The sequence below is a fragment of the Streptomyces polyasparticus genome, from assembly GCF_014493765.1.
Classification (GTDB): Bacteria; Actinomycetota; Actinomycetes; order Streptomycetales; family Streptomycetaceae; genus Streptomyces; species Streptomyces polyasparticus.
Map to the genome: position 1 here is coordinate 94991 of NZ_JACTVJ010000004.1, position 19594 is coordinate 114584.

The 19594-nt window shown below is 71.2% G+C and carries 21 protein-coding genes; 15 read left to right on the forward strand and 6 right to left on the reverse strand.

Translation table 11 applies throughout. The annotated features are described in order from the left end of the window. The first annotated feature begins 298 nt into the window (after positions 1 to 298). The 4 genes from ectA to thpD all read left to right on the forward strand — a co-directional run bounded on the left by ectA (position 299) and on the right by thpD (position 3528). A complete protein-coding gene (gene ectA, locus H9Y04_RS04730) occupies positions 299 to 841 on the forward strand; it encodes a diaminobutyrate acetyltransferase (protein WP_187812385.1) in 543 nt (180 codons plus the stop codon). Further along, positions 838 to 2106, forward strand: coding sequence for a diaminobutyrate--2-oxoglutarate transaminase (gene ectB / locus H9Y04_RS04735; protein WP_187812386.1), 1269 nt, complete (start codon positions 838 to 840; stop codon positions 2104 to 2106). The genes ectA and ectB overlap by 4 nt, the downstream gene beginning before the upstream one ends. A gap of 72 nt (positions 2107 to 2178) precedes the next feature. After that, positions 2179 to 2583, forward strand: coding sequence for an ectoine synthase (locus H9Y04_RS04740; RefSeq protein ID WP_187812387.1), 405 nt, complete (start codon positions 2179 to 2181; stop codon positions 2581 to 2583). 48 nt (positions 2584 to 2631) lie between these two features. Further along, the gene (gene thpD, locus H9Y04_RS04745) at positions 2632 to 3528 is read left to right on the forward strand and encodes an ectoine hydroxylase (RefSeq protein ID WP_187812388.1); all 897 of its coding nucleotides are present in this window, start codon (positions 2632 to 2634) and stop codon (positions 3526 to 3528) included. A 39-nt stretch (positions 3529 to 3567) separates the two neighbouring features. Here thpD and H9Y04_RS04750 read toward each other — a convergent pair whose 3' ends face one another. The 5 genes from H9Y04_RS04750 to H9Y04_RS04770 all read right to left on the reverse strand — a co-directional run bounded on the left by H9Y04_RS04750 (position 3568) and on the right by H9Y04_RS04770 (position 8337). Beyond that, on the reverse strand, positions 3568 to 4644 hold the full coding sequence (locus tag H9Y04_RS04750; protein WP_306660111.1) for a maleylpyruvate isomerase family mycothiol-dependent enzyme: 1077 nt from the start codon (positions 4642 to 4644) through the stop codon (positions 3568 to 3570). Positions 4645 to 4698: 54 nt separating this feature from the next. Continuing rightward, a complete protein-coding gene (locus tag H9Y04_RS04755; protein WP_187812389.1) occupies positions 4699 to 5295 on the reverse strand; it encodes a sigma-70 family RNA polymerase sigma factor in 597 nt (198 codons plus the stop codon). Positions 5296 to 5357: 62 nt separating this feature from the next. Beyond that, positions 5358 to 6398 (reverse strand): aminotransferase class V-fold PLP-dependent enzyme, encoded by a 1041-nt coding sequence (locus H9Y04_RS04760; RefSeq protein WP_187812390.1) that lies wholly within the window; start codon positions 6396 to 6398, stop codon positions 5358 to 5360. A 165-nt stretch (positions 6399 to 6563) separates the two neighbouring features. After that, positions 6564 to 7274 carry a DsbA family oxidoreductase gene (locus H9Y04_RS04765; protein ID WP_187812391.1) on the reverse strand — a complete coding sequence of 237 codons (711 nt, stop codon included), beginning with the start codon at positions 7272 to 7274 and terminating at the stop codon, positions 6564 to 6566. An 85-nt stretch (positions 7275 to 7359) separates the two neighbouring features. Beyond that, entirely contained in the window at positions 7360 to 8337 is a 978-nt protein-coding gene (locus H9Y04_RS04770; protein WP_236070593.1) for a GlxA family transcriptional regulator, read from the reverse strand. A 70-nt stretch (positions 8338 to 8407) separates the two neighbouring features. On the opposite strand from H9Y04_RS04770, the gene H9Y04_RS04775 reads away from it, so the two are divergent. The 3 genes from H9Y04_RS04775 to H9Y04_RS04785 are packed head-to-tail and all read left to right on the forward strand — an operon-like array spanning position 8408 to position 10462. Beyond that, positions 8408 to 9799, forward strand: coding sequence for an MFS transporter (locus H9Y04_RS04775; protein ID WP_236070594.1), 1392 nt, complete (start codon positions 8408 to 8410; stop codon positions 9797 to 9799). Positions 9800 to 9828: 29 nt separating this feature from the next. Then, on the forward strand, positions 9829 to 10182 hold the full coding sequence (locus H9Y04_RS04780; RefSeq protein WP_187812394.1) for an AbrB/MazE/SpoVT family DNA-binding domain-containing protein: 354 nt from the start codon (positions 9829 to 9831) through the stop codon (positions 10180 to 10182). Next, positions 10169 to 10462, forward strand: coding sequence for a hypothetical protein (locus H9Y04_RS04785; protein WP_187812395.1), 294 nt, complete (start codon positions 10169 to 10171; stop codon positions 10460 to 10462). Before H9Y04_RS04780 ends, H9Y04_RS04785 begins: the two co-directional genes overlap by 14 nt. A gap of 3 nt (positions 10463 to 10465) precedes the next feature. Here H9Y04_RS04785 and H9Y04_RS04790 read toward each other — a convergent pair whose 3' ends face one another. Next, positions 10466 to 12010: an aldehyde dehydrogenase (NADP(+)) gene (locus H9Y04_RS04790; RefSeq protein WP_187812396.1), complete on the reverse strand. Its 1545-nt coding sequence runs from the start codon at positions 12008 to 12010 to the stop codon at positions 10466 to 10468. A gap of 145 nt (positions 12011 to 12155) precedes the next feature. Here H9Y04_RS04790 and H9Y04_RS04795 point away from each other — a divergent pair, with 145 nt between their 5' ends. The 8 genes from H9Y04_RS04795 to H9Y04_RS04830 all read left to right on the forward strand — a co-directional run bounded on the left by H9Y04_RS04795 (position 12156) and on the right by H9Y04_RS04830 (position 19583). Continuing rightward, complete coding sequence (locus H9Y04_RS04795; RefSeq protein ID WP_187812397.1) at positions 12156 to 12929, forward strand: IclR family transcriptional regulator; 774 nt, start codon at positions 12156 to 12158, stop codon at positions 12927 to 12929. Next, a complete protein-coding gene (locus H9Y04_RS04800) occupies positions 12929 to 13420 on the forward strand; it encodes a GNAT family N-acetyltransferase (RefSeq protein ID WP_187812398.1) in 492 nt (163 codons plus the stop codon). Before H9Y04_RS04795 ends, H9Y04_RS04800 begins: the two co-directional genes overlap by 1 nt. A 155-nt stretch (positions 13421 to 13575) precedes the next feature. Beyond that, entirely contained in the window at positions 13576 to 14127 is a 552-nt protein-coding gene (locus H9Y04_RS04805) for a SigE family RNA polymerase sigma factor (protein ID WP_187812399.1), read from the forward strand. Continuing rightward, the gene (locus tag H9Y04_RS04810; protein ID WP_187812400.1) at positions 14124 to 15014 is read left to right on the forward strand and encodes a hypothetical protein; all 891 of its coding nucleotides are present in this window, start codon (positions 14124 to 14126) and stop codon (positions 15012 to 15014) included. The genes H9Y04_RS04805 and H9Y04_RS04810 overlap by 4 nt, the downstream gene beginning before the upstream one ends. 92 nt (positions 15015 to 15106) lie before the next feature. Further along, a complete protein-coding gene (locus H9Y04_RS04815) occupies positions 15107 to 16102 on the forward strand; it encodes a hypothetical protein (RefSeq protein ID WP_187812401.1) in 996 nt (331 codons plus the stop codon). Beyond that, a complete protein-coding gene (locus H9Y04_RS04820; RefSeq protein WP_187812402.1) occupies positions 16099 to 17379 on the forward strand; it encodes a sensor histidine kinase in 1281 nt (426 codons plus the stop codon). The genes H9Y04_RS04815 and H9Y04_RS04820 overlap by 4 nt, the downstream gene beginning before the upstream one ends. Beyond that, a complete protein-coding gene (locus tag H9Y04_RS04825; RefSeq protein ID WP_187812403.1) occupies positions 17376 to 18032 on the forward strand; it encodes a response regulator transcription factor in 657 nt (218 codons plus the stop codon). Before H9Y04_RS04820 ends, H9Y04_RS04825 begins: the two co-directional genes overlap by 4 nt. Positions 18033 to 18134: 102 nt before the next feature. Next, positions 18135 to 19583, forward strand: coding sequence for a peptidoglycan D,D-transpeptidase FtsI family protein (locus H9Y04_RS04830; RefSeq protein WP_187812404.1), 1449 nt, complete (start codon positions 18135 to 18137; stop codon positions 19581 to 19583). Positions 19584 to 19594: the final 11 nt, after the last annotated feature.

Consider the following 19594-nt stretch of genomic DNA (forward strand, 5'->3'; position numbering starts at 1 on the left):
CAGCATCAACCCTTTTCATGCACCTCTAATTCAATAAGAATTCGTTAAAACGGGAAGCGCATTTACGTGCAGCTTCCCGTTTTGCTTCTGCCCGCTTTCCCGGGGCCTAAACGCGAAGATTTTGCGAACACTTCGAGCCTGTGACGGACCCCACACGCCGGCCGATTTGCGCCTTATTTGCCGCACAAACTCGGGCATTTCACTGAAGGCTCGCCCGCGCGGGATAACAGATGACGCCGTCTGATGTAACCCCTCAGGCCCATGCGATTTTGATTTCCGGTCGGTAAATTCAATCCGCATGACCACTGCACAGGCTGTGCCTATTCAAAAACTCCGGCTCGACAGCCCCGGCGTGAAGGACGGGGCAGCACTGTGGCGTATCGCCCGTGACTCGAAGACGCTCGATCTGAACTCGTCGTACAGCTATCTGCTCTGGTGCCGTGACTTCTCCGGCACGTCGGTGGTGGCGCGGGACGAGCAGGGGGAACCGATCGGCTTCATCACCGCGTACATACGGCCCGAACGCCCCCGCACCCTGCTGGTGTGGCAGGTGGCCGTGGACGCGGCCCACCGCGGGCGCGGGCTCGCCGCGACGCTGCTCGACGGTCTCGTGCGCCGCGTCGTCGACGTATACGACGTGACCTCCGTCGAAACCACGATCACGCCCGGGAACACCGCCTCCGAGCGCCTGTTCACCTCGTTCGCCGAGCGCCATGGCGCCGGGGTCGAACGCGAAGTGCTGTTCAGCGCCGAGGAGTTCCCCGACGGCAGCGCCCACGACCCAGAAGTGCTCTACCGCATCAGCCCCCTGACGACGCTGACGACCAAGGAGTCCCTGTGACCATCACCCAGCCCGACCTCAGCGTGTTCGAGACCCTCGAGTCGGAGGTGCGCAGCTACTGCCGTGGCTGGCCCACCGTCTTCGACCGCGCCCAGGGCAGCAAGATGTACGACGAGGACGGCCATGAGTACCTCGACTTCTTCGCGGGAGCCGGGTCACTCAACTACGGGCACAACAACCCGGTGCTCAAACGCGCCCTGATCGACTACCTGGAGCGCGACGGCGTCGTCCACGGCCTCGACATGTCGACCTCGGCCAAGCGCGCCTTCCTGGAGACCTTCCAGGAGACGATCCTGCGGCCGCGCGATCTGCCGTACAAGGTCATGTTCCCGGGCCCGACGGGCACCAACGCGGTGGAGTCCGCGCTGAAGCTGGCCCGCAAGGTCAAGGGCCGTGAGTCGATCGTGTCGTTCACGAACGCCTTCCACGGCATGTCGCTCGGCTCGCTGGCCGTGACCGGCAACGCCTTCAAGCGGGCCGGCGCCGGCATCCCGCTGGTGCACGGCACCCCGATGCCGTTCGACAACTACCTCGACGGGCGTACCCCCGACTTCATCTGGTTCGAGCGGCTCCTGGAGGACTCCGGCTCGGGCCTGAACCAGCCCGCCGCGGTGATCGTCGAGACCGTGCAGGGCGAGGGCGGCATCAACGTCGCGCGCACCGAGTGGCTGCGCAAGCTCGCCGATGTCTGCAAGCGCTGGGACATGCTCCTGATCGTCGACGACATCCAGATGGGCTGCGGCCGCACCGGCGGCTTCTTCTCCTTCGAGGAGGCCGGCATCGTGCCGGACATCGTCACGGTCTCGAAGTCCATCAGCGGTTACGGACTTCCCATGTCGCTCTGCCTGTTCAAGCCGGAGCTCGACGTGTGGGAGCCGGGCGAGCACAACGGCACCTTCCGCGGCAACAACCCGGCCTTCGTCACCGCCGCCGCCGCGCTCAACGCGTACTGGGCCGACGGCCAGATGGAGAAGCAGACCATCGCCCGCGGCGAGCAGATCGAGCAGGCCATGGTCGCGATCCGCGCCGAACACCCCGAGGCCACGCGGGAGTACCGCGGCCGCGGCCTGGTGTGGGGCCTGGAGATGACCGACCCGGAGCACGCAACGAAGATCGCCCGCCGCGCGTTCGACCTGGGCCTCCTGGTGGAGACCTCGGGTCCGGAGAGCGAGGTCGTCAAGCTGCTCCCGGCGCTCACCATCTCCCCGGAGGAGCTGGACGAGGGCCTGCGCATCCTGGCCCGCGCGATCCGCGAGACGGTCTGACCGACGGCCCGAAGGCCTGATCCGGGCCCAGCAGACCACCCGTACACGCAACAGAGAAGGAAGCAACTCACCGTGATCGTCCGCTCGTTCCAGGAGATCGAAGGCACCGACCGGCACGTGAAGGCCGCGTCCGGAACCTGGGAGTCCAAGCGCATCGTGCTCGCCAAGGAGCGCGTGGGCTTCTCCCTGCACGAGACCGTGCTGTACGCCGGTACGACCACGTCCATGTGGTACGCGAACCACATCGAGGCCGTCGTCTGCGTCGAGGGCGAGGCCGAGCTGACCAATGACGAGACCGGCGAGAAGCACACCATCACGCCGGGCGTGATGTACCTGCTCGACGGGCACGAGAGGCACACCATGCGGATCAAGAAGGACTTCCGCTGCCTGTGCGTCTTCAACCCGCCGGTCACCGGCCGCGAGGACCACGACGAGAACGGGGTCTACCCGCTGCTCACGGAGCCCGACCCGGTCTGACACAACCTGGCACCCCAGGACCGTACGTAAGGAGAGGAAGGCACCACCATGACCACCGCACCCGAACGCACCGACCTGTATCCGACTCGCGCCGCGACCGAGGTGATCACCGAGCGGAAGGACCCCGTCGTGTGGTCCGCGCCGGGGGCGCCGGGGCCGATGGCGCCGTCGGAGCTCGGGGAGTTCGAGCGGGACGGGTTCCACACGATCGAGCAGCTGATCACGCCGGAGGAAGTGGGCCTGTACGCGGGTGAGTTGGAGCGTCTGATCGCCGATCCGGCGATGCGCGCCGACGAGCGCTCGATCGTCGAGCCGAAGTCGGGGTCGATCCGCTCGGTCTTCGAGGTGCACAAGATCAGCGAGGTGTTCGCGCGCCTGGTGCGGGACGAGCGCGTGGTCGGGCGGGCGCGGCAGATCCTCGGCTCGGACGTGTACGTCCACCAGTCGCGGATCAACGTGAAGCCGGGCTTCGGTGCCAGCGGGTTCTACTGGCACTCGGACTTCGAGACCTGGCACGCGGAGGACGGTCTGCCGAACATGCGGACCGTGTCGGTCTCGATCGCGCTGACCGAGAACTACGACACCAACGGCGGGCTCATGATCATGCCGGGCTCGCACAAGCTGTTCCTGGGGTGCGCCGGTGAGACGCCGAAGGACAACTACAAGAAGTCGCTGCAGATGCAGGACGCGGGCACGCCGTCCGACGAGGCGCTGACGCGGATGGCGGACCGGCACGGGATCCGTCTCTTCACGGGCAAGGCCGGCTCGGCGACGTGGTTCGACTGCAACGCGATGCACGGCTCGGGCGACAACATCACGCCGTACCCGCGCTCGAACGTCTTCATCGTGTTCAACAGCGTGGACAACGCGGCGGAGGAGCCCTTCGCGGCTCCGATCCGGCGGCCGGAGTTCATCGGGGCGCGGGACTTCACGCCGGTGAGGTAGGGCTCGAAGCTCAAGCAGGGCTCACAGGTCCAGCAGGGCTCACAGCCAGGCGATCCGGGCGGCACGTTCCAGTACGGAGCGTGCCGCCCGGCCGTCTCCGGCGAGGCCGCGCGGGACCTCGGCCGGGTCGTAGCGGCCGGCCAGGAGCAGGCAGAAGCCGACGGGGTCGAGGACGAGTTCGGCCGCCACCGGATCGTGCTCGCCGCCGAGCACCCACTCCCCCTCGGAGCCGTGTCCGGCCACCGTGAGCAGGACGGGTACGGAGTCCTCGGCGAGCGCGAGGTCGAGGATGCGCACGCCGAGCCGGACCATCCGCCACAGGAGCGGATCGGGCGGGACGGGCACCGGGCGGCCCAGCGCGCGGCCGATGTCGTCCGTGTGGATCCAGGTCTCGAAGCCGCGCACCACATAGTGGTCGGCGATCGGCAGCCGGACCCCGAGCAAGGTCGTCGCCTGCGCGGCGAGTTCGGTGTCGGTGGCGTGCGGATCCGCGAGCAGCGCGGCGGACTGCTCCCGCCAGGACGCCACGGTCTGCGCGGGGCTGTGCGCCCGCTCGTACGCGATCACCTCGTCCGTGCGGTTCGCCCAGATGGTGCGCCAGGACACGTCCTGGGGCTGTTCGCCGAGCGGTGTGCGCGCACGGTGGCCGAGCCGCAGGGCCAGGGATTCGTCCGCGGCGAGGAGATGCGCGACCGTGGCGTGCACGTCCCAGTCGTGCACGACCGGGGTGCTCCACGGGCCCCTGTCCCCCAACTCCCGCAGGAGCGCCTGGAGTCCGGCCACCGCCGCGGCATACGGCGCGGCGTGGCCGGCCACGCTCGGTGCGGCGGGACGCCTCGCCAGTACGGAGGCGAGCAGGCGTCCCCGTACCTCCTGACCGCCGTCCTCGTGCACGGCCGTCTCACCGGTGGCCGCGCGGTCGATGCGCTCGTAGGCGAGCGCGGCGTCACCGCCGTCGAGCAGCCGTACGGTGTCGCGCAGCCGCTCCGCCTCGTCGGCGCACCATTCGCACTCGGCGAGATGGCCGAGCAGGCGTGGTTCGTCGGCGGGCGGCACCGCCCCGAGAGCCCATGCGCCGAGGAGGTCCCGTACGCCTTCGTGGTCCGAACCCATCATGTGCCCTTCTCTTTCCCGGCCCATCTCACGCACCCCACTCCCCTGCCCGGCGCATCACGCACCCCGCTCCACTGCCGGATCCGGCGGTTCGGCGAGACTCGCGGCGAGCCGGCGCAGCGCGGTGCGCAGCCGGGTCTTCGCGGTGCCTTCGGGGATGCCGAGCTCGGCGGCCACCTGGCGGTAGCTGTGCCCGGCGAAATACGCCAGATGCACGGCCTGGCGCTGCGGCAGCGGGAGTTCGGCGAGCGCGGAGTGCAGCAGCAGCGCCCGCTCCATGTCGACGACCGCCTCGTCGGGCCCGGGGCCCGGCGCGGGGATCGCGTGCAGCGCCGCCTCGTCGGTGTGGGCGGCCTTGCGGTGCCGTTCCTCGGCCCGCACCCAGTCGACGGAGCGGCGGTGGGCCAGCATCGACAGCCAGGTGCGCAGGGTGCCGCGCTGGGGATCGTAGGTGTACGGACGGGACCACAGATGCGCGAACACCTCCTGGGCCACGTCGTCGGCGGCGCCCGGCGCATGCGTCACACGCAGGGCGATCCGTCTGACGAGTCCGCCGTAGGCGTCGTACGCCGCGGCGAGGGCGGACTCGTCCCCGTACACCAGACGCCGGTGCAACTCGGCGTCGGTCGGCGCCTGTTCGGTCTCCACCGGCACCGCCTCCTCCCCGCCTTCGTAGCGCCCTTGCGGGCCTGGCGCCAGGGTGCGGCGGGGAACGTCTAGGCGAGGCCCTCCAGAAGCCGGTCGACGTCCTCGTGGGAGTTGTAGAGGTGGAAGGAGGCCCTCAAGTTGCCCGCGCGGTCGGAGAGTTCGACGCCGGCGGCGCTGAGCTGCGGCTGGCGGGCGCCGAGGCCCGGCACGGAGACGATGGCAGACCCTGGCGCCACGACCGGCGCCTGGCCGAGCGCGGCCAGGCCCGCGCAGAAGCGGTCGGCGAGTGCGGCGTTGTGGGCCTGGATCGCGGGGATGCCGAGGTCCTCGATCAGTTCGAGGCCGGCCAGGGATCCCGCGTACGAGTAGAGGCTCGGGCTGATGTCGAACCGCCTTGCGGAGTGGGCGAGTTCGGTGACCGGGCCGTAGCAGCTGTCCCAGGGCTTCTCGCCCGCCACCCAGCCGGCGAGCAGCGGGGTCAGGCCGCCGAGGTCCTCGGGCACGACGAGGTAGGCGATCCCGCGCGGGCCCATCAGCCACTTGAAGCCGACGGCCACGAGGAAGTCGGCGCGCGGCAGCGGCAGCCAGCCGGCGGACTGCGAGGCGTCGACGAGGATACGGGCGTCGTGCGCGTCCGCGGCCGCCCGGATCGCGTCGACGGCGGCGATCCGACCGTCGGCGGACTGGACATGGCTGAACGCCACCAGATCCGTGCCCGGCCGGACGCTGTCCGCCAGGTCCTCCAGGGCGACCGTGCGCACCTTGAGGCCGGGGCGGCCGTGGAAGGGGTTCACGAGGGAGCTGAAGTCGTCCTCGGCGACGAGGACTTCGGCTCCCTCGGGCAGCGAGGCCGCGATCAGCCCGGCGTAGACCGCGACGGAGGCGCCGGTGGCGACCTGCCGCGCGGGGACGCCGGCGAGCCGCGCGAACGCGGCCCGCGCGGCCTCCACATCGCGGAAGTGGTCGAGCGGGCGCCCGGCCGCGGTGGCAAGGACGCCTTCGTGCATCGCGGCAACCCCCGCGGCCGGGATCAGTCCCGTGCTCGCCGTGTTGAGATATGTCGACTGCGGCGCGAAGGCGTCGCCTCCCAGGCGTTCCATGGTGTCCATGACTGCCATGCTCGTACGCGGCCAACTCCCCGTCCATTGCGCAGATGTGCACGGTCCGTCTTAGCGCTGCTTATACGTGCCGTCTGAACTGCGCATACGTCGCCGGAGACAGGTACGGGGCGCCGCGCAACTGCTGTGCGCGGCGCCCCGTATCGCTCACCGGACTCAGGCCTGCGGCACCGCGCATCCGTCCGGGCCGCACGCCTCCGCCTCGCCCTGGTCGATGACCTTGAGCGGGGAGCGCTCGCCCCAGGCCTGCTGCAGCGCCTGCGTGAACACCTCGGCGGGCTGGCCGCCGGAGACCCCGTACTTGCGGTCGAGGACGAAGAACGGCACGCCGGTGGCGCCCAGTTCGGCGGCCTCGCGCTCGTCGGCGCGGACGTCGTCGGCGTAGGCGTTCTCGTCGGCGAGCACCTCGCGCGCCTCGGTCTCGTCGAGTCCTGCCTCGACGGCGAGCGTCACGAGCACCTCGGGGTCGTAGACGGAGCGCTCCTCGGAGAAGTTGGCGCGGTAGGCGAGTGCGAGCAGCTCGTCCTGCCTGCCGCGGGCCTTCGCGAGGTGCAGGAGGCGGTGGATGTCGAAGGTGTTGCCGTAGAGGCGGCCGTCGGTGCGGTAGGCGAGGCCCTCGGCATGCGCGTTGGAGGCCACGTGCTCCTCCATGGCGCGGGCCTCGTCGAGGCTGCGGCCGTACTTCTTCGCGATCATGTCGATCACCGGGGTGGTCTCGCCCTTGGCCCGGTTGGGGTCGAGCTCGAAGGAACGGTGCACGATCTCGACGTCGTCGCGGTGCGCGAAGGCGGCCAGACCGTCCTCGAAGCGCTTCTTCCCGATGTAGCACCAGGGACAAGCGATATCCGACCAAATCTCCACGCGCATGCTGTTTCTCCAGGTCAGGGACTGCTCAGGTGGTTAGGTGAACGTTGAACCGGATGGGTTCATTCCCGGGCCGCGGCGACGTGGGTCACGCCGCCCCGAGCCGGCTGAACTGGGCCCGGTACGCGCTCGGCGTCAGGCCCGTCCGCCGTACGACGTGCTGGCGCAGGGAGTCCGCCGTGCCCAGGCCGCAGGCGCGGGCCACCTGGTCCATGGGCAGCGCGGTCGTCTCCAGGAGCTCCTTCGCGCGCTCGATGCGCTGGTGCAGCAGCCACTGGAGCGGACTGACCCCCGACTCGGCGTGGAAGCGCCGGGTGAGCGTGCGCACGCTGACGCCCGCGTGCCGGGCCAGATCGGTCAGGGTCAGCGGCTGGTCGAGCCGCCGCATCGCCCAGCCGCGGGTGTCCGCGCAGGCGGTGCCGCGCTCGGGCGGCAACGGGGTCTGCGTGAACTGGGTCTGGCCGCCCGGCCGCACCGGGGCCACGAGCGCGAGACGGGCGACGGTGTTGGCCGCGGCCGCCCCGTAGTCGGTACGGATCATGTGCAGGCACAGGTCGATCCCGGCCGCGTAGCCGGAGGAGGTCATGACCTGGCCGTCCTGTACGTAGAGCACATCGCCCTGCACGTCGAGCGCGGGATAGCGCTCCCGCAGCTCCTGGGTGAGCTGCCAGTACGTGGTGGCCGAGCGGCCTTCGAGCAGTCCGGCCTCGGCGAGAACGAAGGCGCCGCTGCAGATCGACGCGACCCTGAGCCCTGCGGCCGCGACCTCGCGGACCGCCTCGACCGTACGGGGATCGGGCAGATAGCGGTGGCCGGTCCCTGCGATCAGGACGGTGTCCGCGCCGTCCAGGGCCTCCAGGCCGCGCGGCACCTCCAGGGTGAGGCCGCCGGTGGTGGTGATCGGTCCCGGCTCCGGTGTGCAGACCACCACCTCGTATCCGGGAAGGCCGTCGATCTCGACCTTCTCGAAGAGCATCTCGGGGATCGCCAGATTGAACATCGACACAGGTGAGGGCGCGATCACGACGATGCGGTGCGGCCGCCGGCCGGTCCGGGAGAGCGTCATGGCCAGAACCTCCGGATGCATGGCAATCAGGCCACTACTGTACGCCGTGGGAGATCGCCAAGGTAGAGGCATGGCTCTTCAGACCGCAGACCACAAGGCCCGGACCGGGGCCCAACTGCCCACCGCAGCAAGCCCGGAGCGCGCCCACTCCCCCGCGCTCACTCTGCTCGCCGCCCTGCTCGGCTTCTTCCTGATCACCCTCGACGTGTCCGTGGTCAATGTGGCCCTGCCGTCGATGGCCGACTCGCTGGGCGCCGGCATGACCGGGCTGCAGTGGGTGGTGGACTCGTACACCCTGGCGCTCGCCGCCCTGATGCTCTCGACCGGCGCGTTCGCGGACCGGATCGGGGCGACGAAGGCGTACGGGATCGGTGTCGCACTGTTCACGGCGGCGTCCGTGGCCTGCGGTCTGGCCCCGGACCTCGCGACCCTGACCGGCGCGCGGGTGCTGCAGGGCATCGGCGCCGCGATCGTGCTTCCGGCCTCGCTCGCGCTGGTACGGCGGGCCTTCCCCGATCCGGTACGGCGGGCCCGTGCTGTCGCGGCCTGGGCGGCGGGCGGTTCGGCGGCCACCGCGTTCGGGCCGGTGGCGGGCGGCGCCCTGACCACGGCCTGGGACTGGCGCGGGATCTTCTTCATCAACGTGCCGTTCGGGCTGCTCGCACTCGCCCTGCTGCTGCGCGCGCCGCGCTTCGAGCGCCGCCGTACGCCGCTCGATCTGCCCGGGCAGATCAGCGCGACGGTGGCGCTGACCGCGGTGGCCTTCGCGCTGATCGAGCGCGGCACGGTCGGGGTGGCCGCCGCGGTGGTGGCCGTGCTCGCCGCGGTGGTGTTCGTGCGGGTCGAGCGGCGGCAGGAGCATCCGGTCGTGCCGCTCGGACTGTTCCGCGACCGCACGGTCGCCGTGATGGTGGCGACGGGCGCGGCGGTGAGTGTCGCGTTCTACGGGATCGTGTTCGTCTTCAGCCTCTTCTTCCAGCAGGTGCAGGGGCGTTCGGCGCTGACCGCGGGGCTGATGTTCCTGCCGATGACGGCGCTGATCGCGGCGTCCAACATCGTCGCGGGCAAGCTCGCGGGGCGCTACGGGCCCCGGCTGCCGATGCTGATCGGCCAGCCGCTCGCGGTGCTGGGCCTGTTGCTGCTGCTGTTCGTGGGCGAGGACAGCTCGACGGCGTTCCTGTCGCTGATCATGATGCCGCTGGCCATCGGCTCCGCACTGACCGTGCCGCCCCTGACGGCCGCGATCCTGGACGCGGTACCGGCCGAGCGTGCGGGCCTCGCGGCGGGCGTGCTCAACTCCGCCCGCCAGGTGGCGGGTGCGCTGAGCGTGGCCGGGTTCGGGGTGCTGATCTCGGGCACGTTCGTGCCGGGCCTGCACGCGAGCGTCCTGATCGCGGCGGCGTTCCTCGCGGCGACGGCCACGGCGACGGCGTTGCTGCGCAGCGCCCGCGTCGACGGTTAGGCAGACTTTCTGCCAGGTAGACTGTCGGCATGACTGCCGTGAAGCGCCGCCGTAGGCCGCACCTCGTAGCGACGCCCTTGCGCAAGAAGGGCGTCATCACCATCCCGCAGGACATAAGGGATCAGCTCGACCTCCGTGAGGGCGATCAGCTGGTCGTCGCTGTCGAAGACGGCCGCATCATCCTGACGCCGGCCTCTGTCGTGCCGGACGACCAGGCGTGGTTCTGGTCGCCGGAGTGGCAGGCGAAGGAGCGCGAGGTGGAGGAGTCGCTGTCCGAGAGCGAACGGGGAGAGGTCCACGAGGACGGTTCCGCCCTGCTGCGCTCGCTGGCCGACGACGCCGGCCTCGATCTGGGGGAGATCGAGAAGCGTGCCGACGTATGAGACGCTCCGCCACTTCCTGCGCGACTGGAAGGGCCTGACGGCCGAGCAGAAGGTCGCGTTCCTGGTGGCCATTGCCCAGTTCGTCGCCGATCTACGGGCGGGCACCGGCTTCCGTCGCGGCCTGCGCGTCAAGAAGATGCAGGGATACGACGACGTCTGGGAGATGTCGTGGGCCCCGGACGGACGTGCCACGTTCCACTACGGCCCGTCCGTCACGGACGGTGAGCCGCACGTCGTGTGGCGCCGCATCGGGACCCACTCCACCTTCAACCGACCCTGACCATCAGGCCGGTACACCGCCCTCGCGCCGCCCGTCCACCTGGCGCGGCAGACCAAGGGGGTTGGCGTCGCGCAGCTCCGGCGGGAGCAGGGCCTCGGGCGTGGTCTGGTACGCCACCGGGCGCAGCCAGCGCTCGATGGCCGAGCCGCCCACGGAGGTCGAGGTGGAGGTGGTGGCCGGGTAGGGGCCGCCGTGCTGCTGGGCCGGGGCGACGGCGACACCGGTGGGCCAGCCGCCGACGAGGACGCGTCCGGCGAGCGCGGTGAGCTCGGCGAGCAGCGCGGCGCCACGGCCCTCGGGGTCCTCGGTCTCCGCGTCGGACAGGTGCAGGGTCGCGGTCAGGTTGCCGGGCAGGCGCGACAGTACGGCGGAGATCTCGGCCTCGTCGTCGTAGCGGGCGACGACGGTGACCGGGCCGAAGCACTCCTCCAGGAGGATGTCGTGCGCACCCGGCTCGACCAGGCGTGCGGCGTCCACGGTCAGGAAGCCCGCGCCGACGCTGTGCTCACCGCCCGCACCCGGCGTGACCGGTGCCTCGACGCCCTCCAAGGCGGCGCGCTCGGCGACGCCCGCGATGAACGCGTCGCGCATCCGGTGGTCGAGCAGCACCCCGGCGTCGACCTCGCTGACGCCGTGCGTCAGCTCCTTGAGGAGGGTGTCGCCGTTCGCGCCGGCCGGCACGAGCACGAAGCCCGGCTTGGTGCAGAACTGGCCGACGCCCATGGTCATCGAGCCCGCGAGCCCCGCGCCGAGCTGCTCACCGCGCTCGATGGCGGCGGCCTCGGTGACGACCACCGGGTTGAGCGAGCCGAGCTCGCCGTGGAACGGGATCGGGTGCGGCCGGGCAGCCGCCGCGTCGAAGAGGGCGCGGCCGCCGCGGATCGAACCGGTGAAGCCGGCCGCGGAGATCAGCGGGTGCTTGATGAGCTCGACGCCGGCCTCGAAGCCGTGCACCACCTGCACGACGTCCTCCGGCAGTCCGCACTGTGCGGCCGCGCGGCGCAGCACCGAGGCGCAGATCTCGGAGGTGGCCGGGTGGTCCGGGTGCGCCTTGACGACCACGGGGCAGCCCGCGGCGAGCGCGCTCGCGGTGTCGCCGCCGGGGACGGAGAAGGCGAGCGGGAAGTTGGAGGCGGCGTAGACGGCGACGACGCCCAGCGGCACCTTGTAGCGGCGCAGGTCCGGCCACGGCGGGGTGCGGGTGTCGTCGGCGTGGTTGATGACGATGTCCAGGAACGCGCCCTCGTCGACGAGGCCGGCGAAGGAGCGCAGCTGGAAACTGGTGCGGGCGAGCTCGCCGTTGAGACGGCCGGGGCCGAGCGCGGTCTCGGCGTCGGCGGCCTCGACGACATGGGCGGCGGCCTCGTCGAGCAGATCGGCGGCGGTGCGCAGGAACGCCGCGCGTACGGTGCGGTCGGCCAGCGTCTCCCGTACGGAATGGGCCGCGCGCACGACGCGGTCGATCTCCTGAGCTGTGGCCTCGACCGCAACCTGCTCACGCGGCTTCCCGGTACGGGGGTCGACGCTCCAGACTTGTGCTGCTGCCACGGCCGGTCCTTCCAGATGTCGAGAGCGGTGGGTTTCTTTGCGCAGAAGCCTGCCGCTCACCAGGGCTGTTCGATATGCTGAACGCTGTCTCCGAATGTGAATCGCTTCGGAGGCTATGCGTAGGCGAACGAAGGGGTCAAGGGCGATGTCTGCAGCCGACACCGGCGGTGGTGCGCAGGTCAAGTCCGCTGTGCGGACCGTGGAATTGCTCGAATACTTCGCGGGCAGGCCAGGTATGCACTCGCTGGCGGCGGTCCAGGAGGCCGTCGGGTACCCCAAGTCCAGTCTCTACATGCTGCTGCGCACGCTGGTGGAGCTCGGCTGGGTCGAGACGGACGCCACGGGGACGCGCTACGGCATCGGCGTCCGCGCCCTGCTCGTGGGCACGTCGTACATCGACGGCGACGAGGTGGTGGCCGCGGCCCGCCCCACGCTCGACCGGCTCTCCGACGACACCACGGAGACCATCCACCTGGCACGCCTCGACGGCGTCAACGTGGTGTACCTGGCCACGCGTCAGTCCCAGCACTATCTGCGCCCGTTCACGCGCGTGGGACGCCGGCTGCCCGCGCACTCCACCTCGCTCGGCAAGGCGCTGCTCGCCACCCACACCGACGAGCAGGTGCGCAAGATGCTCCCGGAGACCCTCGCGCCGCTGACCGAGCACACGATCACGGACCGCGAGCAGCTGATCGAGGAGCTGCACCAGATCCGCGAACAGGGCATCGCGGTGGACCGCGAGGAGAACACCCTGGGACTGCGCTGCTTCGGTGTCGCGATCCCCTACCGCACCCCGGCCCGGGACGCGATCAGCTGCTCGGTGCCGGTCGCCCGGCTCACGCCCGCGCATGAACAGATGATCAAGGACGCGCTGTTCGACGCGCGGGACCGCCTGACGCTCGCGACCCGGAGGCTCTGATGTTCGACCACCTGCCCCAGCCCTCGCAGGACGTCTCCCTGCGCCCGGTCCACCCGAGCGATCTGCCGGTGTTCTTCCGGCAGATGAACGATCCGGAGTCGATGCGCACGGCCGCGTTCGTCTCGCCGAAGTCGGCGGACTGGGATCTGTTCCAGGCCCACTGGGAGCGGATCTGTGCGCAGTACCACGTCCGTGCGGTGCTGCTCGACGGCGATGTGGTGGGCAGCGCCGCGGTGTTCGGCGAGCCGGGCGAACTCGAGGTCACGTACTGGATCGACCGCGCGTACTGGGGCCGCGGGGTGGCCACGGCGGCCCTGCGCCTGCTGATCGCCGAGGTGCCCGAGCGCCCGCTGCACGCCCGTGCAGCGGCGGACAACACGGGCTCGGTCCGGGTCCTGGAGAAGTGCGGCTTCGAGGTGACGGGGCACGATTCGGGGTTCGCCGCGGCGCGGGACGCCGAGGTCGACGAGGTCGTCCTGCAGCTCGCGTAGATGCCCTGCGGCCGGAGTGCATCAAGTCCCCTGCAAACTCCCGTCCTTCGCGTGCAGCAGATCGGCCCCTCGGCACGTCAGGTAGGGCAGGAAGCCAAGGCGGCTTCGTAAGGGGGCGGCGAACATGGGGAAGAGATACGAGCCGGGGCCCGCGCATGCGGGCGGCTGACGTGCCGGCCTTCACGGCCTTCGTGCAGGCACGGTCGTCGGCGCTGTTCCGCACGGCGCTGCTGCTCACCGGCGAGCGTCATCTGGCCGACGATCTGGTGCAGTCCACGCTGGAACAGGTGTGCCGCCACTGGCGGCGGGTGCGCTCCGCCGACGCTCCGGAGGCCTATGCCCGCCGGATCCTGGTGAATCTCGCCAACGACCGCTGGCGCAGGCTGCGCGGGCGCGCGGAGATCCCCCTGGACGAAGGCATCGGGAGCGACGGCACCGGCCGCGGCGCCGAGCCGTACGGGGGCACCGATCCCTACAAGGGGCTCCATGTCCGCGACGAGTTGATGCGTGTCCTGGGCACCCTGCCGGTCGGCATGCGGACCGTCCTGGTGCTGCGGTATTTCGAGGACCTCAGCGACGCGGAGATCGCCCGCCTGATGGACATCTCGGCGAGCTCGGTCCGGTCCCAGGCGGCCCGGGGCCTCGCGAAGCTCCGCTCGACCATCGATCCCCAGCCGGCGCGCGCGAGTTCAGGAGGGGCGGCATGACCCACTTCGACCTGGAGGAAGAGCTGGCCGCGGCCATGCACGACCGTACGCGGCAGGAAGCTCCGCACACCTACGACGTGGACACGGTCGTCACCACCGTGCGGCGGCGCCGGCGGCGGCTGCAATGGGCCACGGCGGCGGCCGTCGCGGCCGTGACCCTCGGGGCCGGCTTCGTCGCCCAGACCGGATCGGGCCGGGTCGCCGCGCCACCGCAGACATCGACCGCGCCGAGCGTCCCTGAGCGCCCCACGAAGCCGCCCACGCACGTCGAACCGACCCGGTCCACCGATCCCGCACAGACACTGCACAGCCTGTATCTGGCCGCCCTGCGCCACCAGAACCCGGCGACCCGCGCCGCCGTGGATCCGGCCGCCGTGGCGGCGCTGTTCGCCGACCGGGCCGCGTACGAGCGGATCTGGGGCACCGACTCCCTCGGCGTGACCTGCGGCGAGCGGGCCGACGGGGTGCTCGCGTCGGGTGAGGTCTCGCTCTACCGGGGCAGCGAGCGGGTGGGCCGGTCCGCGCGCCTCGACTTCGACGCGGCCACGGGGCGGGTGAGGGACGTGACCTGCACGCCCGTCGCCGGGCACGGCAAGGGCGGTGATCCCGCGATGGCCGGGTTCTACGGCGGACTCGTGGCGGCGGGGTCCGGGGGCGGCGAGGCCCGCAGGGCACAGCTCGCGCAGGAGTTCCTGACCGACGAGCTCCGCTCCGGCCAAGGAGCGACCGCCGGCACCTGCTCCTCCCGCGCCCCGAAGTTCTGGCTGGCCGACAACCCCTCGTCCGCGACGCTCACCCACGGCTGGACGGTGACGCTCGACGACGGCCGCGGGTTCCCGGTCGAGATCGACGAGGACGGGAAGATCGCGCGCTCCTGCGGCGGGTGAGACCCCCAGGCGGTCCGTCTCCCCCGCGCGGCGGAGGCGGATCGTCTGTGCGCAGGACGTGGCGACACGGGTGCGGGCGGGACCTTGGTGGCATGACCACACCACCGCTCGTCCAGTCGCTCGCCCGGCCGACCACCCTGTCGCCCGCCCGCAGGATCCTGCGCCTTCTCGCGATCGTCTCCTGCCTCCCGTATCTGACGCTCAAGGTCGCCTGGATCCTCGGCAGTCACGTCGGCATCCCCGACGGCAGCTCGCTGCTCGAACACCGCACCACGATGGTGGTCGCCAACACGGTCACGGTCCTGATGGACGCCTGTGTGATCGTCCTCGCCCTGTTGCTCACCCGGCCGTGGGGACTGCGGGTGCGGGCCTGGCTGCTGCTTGTGCCGGTGTGGGTGGCGAGCGGGCTGCTCGCGCCGATCATGACCGGGTTCCCGGTGCAGCTCCTGGTCAAGGCGGTCGGCGGGAGTGTGCAGAAGCCGTCCGCGTCCGAACCGTTCCTGGACGAGTGGGTGTTCGGGGTGGTGTACGGGGGCTTCATCCTCCAAGGGATCGCGCTCGGCGGCCTGTTCGTGCTCTATGCGCGGCAGCGGTGGGGTCACCTGTGGCACGGCACGGTGGGAGAGGTCGCCCTCCCCGTCTCCCGCCTGCTCGCCCTGAGCGCCACCGCCGTCGCCCTGCTCCCCGCCGCCGTCCATCTGATGTGGGCCTTCGGCTCCACGGCGGGCCTGAGCGCGGACCTCGTACGCGACCGCGCCGCCGACACCGCGGCCCTCGACGTGCTGCACGCCCTGTACCCCCTGGTCGCGGCCGCCGGCGCCCTGGTCATCGCCTTCCGGACGTTCCCCCGGCTGCCGGTCGCGGTGCCGCTGGCCGTCGCCTGGGTCGGCTCGGGTGCGACCGGCTGCTGGGGCGCCTGGCTCGCGGTCGCCTCGCTCACCGCGACGGAGATCGCGGAGCGGCCGACCGGCCTGGTGCTGCTGACCTACGCTGGGCAGATGATCGCCGGACTCCTTGTCCTGACCCTCACGGTGCGGTTCTTCCGCGCGCGCTCGGCCGCGACCGGCTCCACCTCCGTCCTCGTATGACGGTACGAGCCCTCACCGGGGCGCTGCTCGGCCGGACGGCCCGCCTGCGCTGGGTCCATCTGGTCCTGGGCGGCGCCCTGTTGATGCCGTTCTGGCTGGTGGCCGCTCTGGTGGCGCTGCCGCTCATGGGCGGGGGCCCCACTTTGTCCAGCAGTTCGGTGGCCGTCCAGTTCGGGGCGTACGCCCTCGCGCTGCCCCTGGCCGCCGTCGCGGGTCTGTTCCCGCTCATGCGGCCACTGTCCGTGGCGATGGCGCGGTCGCTGTGCGGGGTCGAGGGGGCTCAGTTCGCCGAAGGACCGGCCCGTGGCCCGGCGGCGCGGCGGCGGTCCGCGGCCTGGTTCACGCTGCATGTCGGGGTGGGCGGGATCCTGAGCGGGGCGATGCTGGCGCTGCCGCCGTTCGCGGTGGCCGTGATGCTGCTGCCGGTCGAGGGCGTACGGGAGTGGCTGCGGCTGCCCGCCTCGCTCCAGCGGACCTGGGTGTACGCGCTCGGCCCGCTCGCCGGCCTCGCGATGCTGCTCGCCCTCGCGGCCTGCGCCACGGCAGCGGGCGCGCTGCTCGCCCGCTGTGCGCCCGTACTGCTCGGGCCCACGCCCGCCGACCGCCTGGCCGCCGTCGAGGCGCGCGCCGCCGAACTCGCCGTACGCAACCGGCTCGCACGCGAGCTGCACGACTCGGTCGGCCATGCGCTGAGCGCCGTGACGCTGCAGGCGAGCGCCGCGCGCCGGCTGCTCGACCGCGACCCGGACTTCGTACGGGAAGCCCTGACCGCCATCGAGGACACCACGCGGCGCACGGTCGGTGAACTCGACGCCGTGCTCGGCCTGTTGCGCGAGGGCGACGAGTCCGCGAAGGCGCCGGCGCCCACGCTCGCCGACGACCTTCCCGGGCTCCTGGACCGCACCCGGGCCACGGGCACCCCCGTCACCGTGACGCTCGGCATCGAGGCGGCGGCGCTGCCCGGCCTGGTGTCGCGCGAGGCGTACCGGATCGTTCAGGAAGGCCTGGGCAACGCACTGCGGCACGCACCCGGAACACCGGTCGACCTGCGGATCACCCCGTACGGCGATGAGTTGGAGATCGTGATGGAGAATCCCCTGCCTTCGGACACCGGCTCCGGCCGCACCCGCCCCGGCGGCGGCCACGGTCTGCGGGGCATCGCGGACCGGGCCCGGCTGCTCGGCGGCAACGCGAGCGCCGGGCCCCGCAACGGCCCCGACGGCGACCGCTGGCGGCTCGCGGTCCGGCTGCCGCTCATGACGGACGGCGCCCGGTGAACGACTCCCCGCTGCGCGTCGTCATCGCCGACGACGAGCGCATGGTGCGCACCGCCCTGCGTGTGATCCTCGACGCCGAACCGGACATGACGGTGGTGGGCGAGGCGGCGACCGGAGCCGAGGCCGTGTCCGTCGCGCGCTCCCTGGCTCCCGATGTCGTGCTCATGGACGTACGGATGCCCGAGATCGACGGCATCCGCGCCACCGAGCAGATCCTCGGTTCGCTGCCGCGGCCGCCGCGGATCGTCGTCGTCACCACCTTCGAGAACGACTCGTACGTGTACGACGCCCTGCGCGCCGGAGCCTCGGGGTTCCTGCTCAAGCGCCTGGACGCCGACCAGCTGGTGCAGGCGGTGCGCACGGTGGCGGGCGGCGACTCGCTCCTGTTCCCCGCGGCCGTACGCACCCTCGCGGCCGCGCACGGCGACCGGGACCGGCCGCGGCCGGCGTGGGTGGCGCGGCTCACGGACCGCGAGGCCGAGGTGCTGCGCCGGATGGCGACCGGTCTGACGAACGCGGAGATCGCCGGGCAGCTGGGCGTCGGGCCCGCCACGGTCAAGAGCCACGTCGCGGCGGTCCTGGCGAAGACGGGCGCACGCGACCGGACACAGGCGGTGATCGCGGCGTACGAGGCGGGATTCGTCGGGAGCTAGGCCGCCGTCTCCCGGACACGCCCTCTCCCGCACATGAACACTTCGTGAGAAAGGCAACTACCAGGAACGATTCGCCCGCCCCCGCTCGTCTGTCCGGGTGCGATGAACAAGACGATCAGGCGTATCTCGGTCTTCACTCTGCTCCTCGTGCTCTCCCTGCTGGTCAGAGCCACGTGGGTGCAGTTCTACGACGGCCGTGCTCTCGCGGACAACAAGCACAACCGGCGCGGTGTCATCGACCAGTACGCGTATCCGCTCGGCGGCATCATCGTGGGCGGCGAGGACATCACCGGATCGACGCGGACGAAGGGCAGCGACCTCGCGTACAAGCGCACGTACAAGGACGGCCCGCTGTACGCGGCCGTGACCGGCTTCAGCTCGCAGGTGTACGGGGCGACCCAGCTCGAGGGCATCTACCAGGACATCCTCGACGGCACCGACACCCGTCTGAAGAACCCGCTCGACACCGTCACCAACAAGCGGGCCGACCCGGGCGACGTGGTCACCACGATCGACCCCGCGGTGCAGAAGGCCGCGTACGAGGCGCTCGGCGACAACAAGGGCGCCGCGGTCGCGATCGACCCGAAGACCGGCAAGATCCTCGGGATGGTCTCGACGCCTTCGTACGACCCGTCGAAGATCGCCGGGTCCACGGACGGCGACGCCTGGAAGAAGCTGACCGAGGACGAGGACAAGCCGCTGGTGAACCGGGCGATCCGGCAGCCGCTGCCGCCCGGCTCCACGTTCAAGCTGGTGGTCGCGGCGGCGGCCCTGGAGGACGGGCTCTACTCGTCGGTGGACGCGAAGACCGACAGCCCCAATCCGTACCGGCTGCCGGGCTCGACCAAGGACCTCGTCAACGAGAACGCGTCGGCGCCCTGCGAGAACGCGAGCATCCGCACCGCGCTGCAGTACTCGTGCAACAACGTCTTCGGCAAGCTGGCCGTGGACCTCGGCCAGGACAAGGTCAAGGCGATGGCCGAGAAGTTCGGGTTCAACGACGAGAAGCAGGACATGCCGGTCCGCGCGTCGGAGAGCCTGTACCCGTCCGACATGGACAAGGCGCAGACGGCCCTGTCCGGGATCGGGCAGTTCGACGTGACGGCCACCCCGCTGCAGATGGCGATGGTCTCGGCCGCGATCGCCAACGGCGGCAAGCTGGTGGATCCGCACATGGTGTCCCAGGTGACGGACTCGGACGGCTCGGTCCTGCAGAGCTTCGACGACGCGGGCAGCAAGCAGATCGTCAGCGCGTCGGTGGCCGAGCAGCTGCAGTCGGCGATGCAGACGGTCGTCGACGAGGGCACCGGCACCAACGCGCAGATCTCCGGCGCCACCGTGGGCGGCAAGACGGGTACGGCCCAGCACGGCGAGAACAACAAGAGCACGCCGTATGCCTGGTTCACCTCGTACGCCAAGGGCAGCGACGGCAAGGAGGTCGCGGTGGCGGTGCTCATCGAGGACTCCGGGGCCGCGCGCTCCGAGGTCGGCGGCAACAAGCTGGCGGCGCCGGTCGCGAAGGCGATGATGCAGGCGGCGCTCAAGGGGTGAACGCGGGCGGG

Excerpts from the sequence above, each read along its gene's own strand:
- thpD (WP_187812388.1), top strand. The coding sequence starts at position 2,632 with ATGACCACCGCACCCGAACGCACCGACCTGTATCCGACTCGCGCCGCG.
- H9Y04_RS04815 (WP_187812401.1), top strand. The coding sequence starts at position 15,107 with ATGACCACACCACCGCTCGTCCAGTCGCTCGCCCGGCCGACCACCCTG.
- H9Y04_RS04750 (WP_306660111.1), bottom strand. The coding sequence starts at position 4,644 with ATGATGGGTTCGGACCACGAAGGCGTACGGGACCTCCTCGGCGCATGG.
- H9Y04_RS04795 (WP_187812397.1), top strand. The coding sequence starts at position 12,156 with ATGTCTGCAGCCGACACCGGCGGTGGTGCGCAGGTCAAGTCCGCTGTG.
- H9Y04_RS04805 (WP_187812399.1), top strand. The coding sequence starts at position 13,576 with ATGCGGGCGGCTGACGTGCCGGCCTTCACGGCCTTCGTGCAGGCACGG.
- H9Y04_RS04780 (WP_187812394.1), top strand. The coding sequence starts at position 9,829 with ATGACTGCCGTGAAGCGCCGCCGTAGGCCGCACCTCGTAGCGACGCCC.
- H9Y04_RS04830 (WP_187812404.1), top strand. The coding sequence starts at position 18,135 with ATGAACAAGACGATCAGGCGTATCTCGGTCTTCACTCTGCTCCTCGTG.
- H9Y04_RS04800 (WP_187812398.1), top strand. The coding sequence starts at position 12,929 with ATGTTCGACCACCTGCCCCAGCCCTCGCAGGACGTCTCCCTGCGCCCG.
- H9Y04_RS04810 (WP_187812400.1), top strand. The coding sequence starts at position 14,124 with ATGACCCACTTCGACCTGGAGGAAGAGCTGGCCGCGGCCATGCACGAC.
- ectA (WP_187812385.1), top strand. The coding sequence starts at position 299 with ATGACCACTGCACAGGCTGTGCCTATTCAAAAACTCCGGCTCGACAGC.
- H9Y04_RS04775 (WP_236070594.1), top strand. The coding sequence starts at position 8,408 with ATGGCTCTTCAGACCGCAGACCACAAGGCCCGGACCGGGGCCCAACTG.
- H9Y04_RS04765 (WP_187812391.1), bottom strand. The coding sequence starts at position 7,274 with ATGCGCGTGGAGATTTGGTCGGATATCGCTTGTCCCTGGTGCTACATC.
- H9Y04_RS04820 (WP_187812402.1), top strand. The coding sequence starts at position 16,099 with ATGACGGTACGAGCCCTCACCGGGGCGCTGCTCGGCCGGACGGCCCGC.
- H9Y04_RS04770 (WP_236070593.1), bottom strand. The coding sequence starts at position 8,337 with ATGACGCTCTCCCGGACCGGCCGGCGGCCGCACCGCATCGTCGTGATC.
- H9Y04_RS04760 (WP_187812390.1), bottom strand. The coding sequence starts at position 6,398 with ATGGACACCATGGAACGCCTGGGAGGCGACGCCTTCGCGCCGCAGTCG.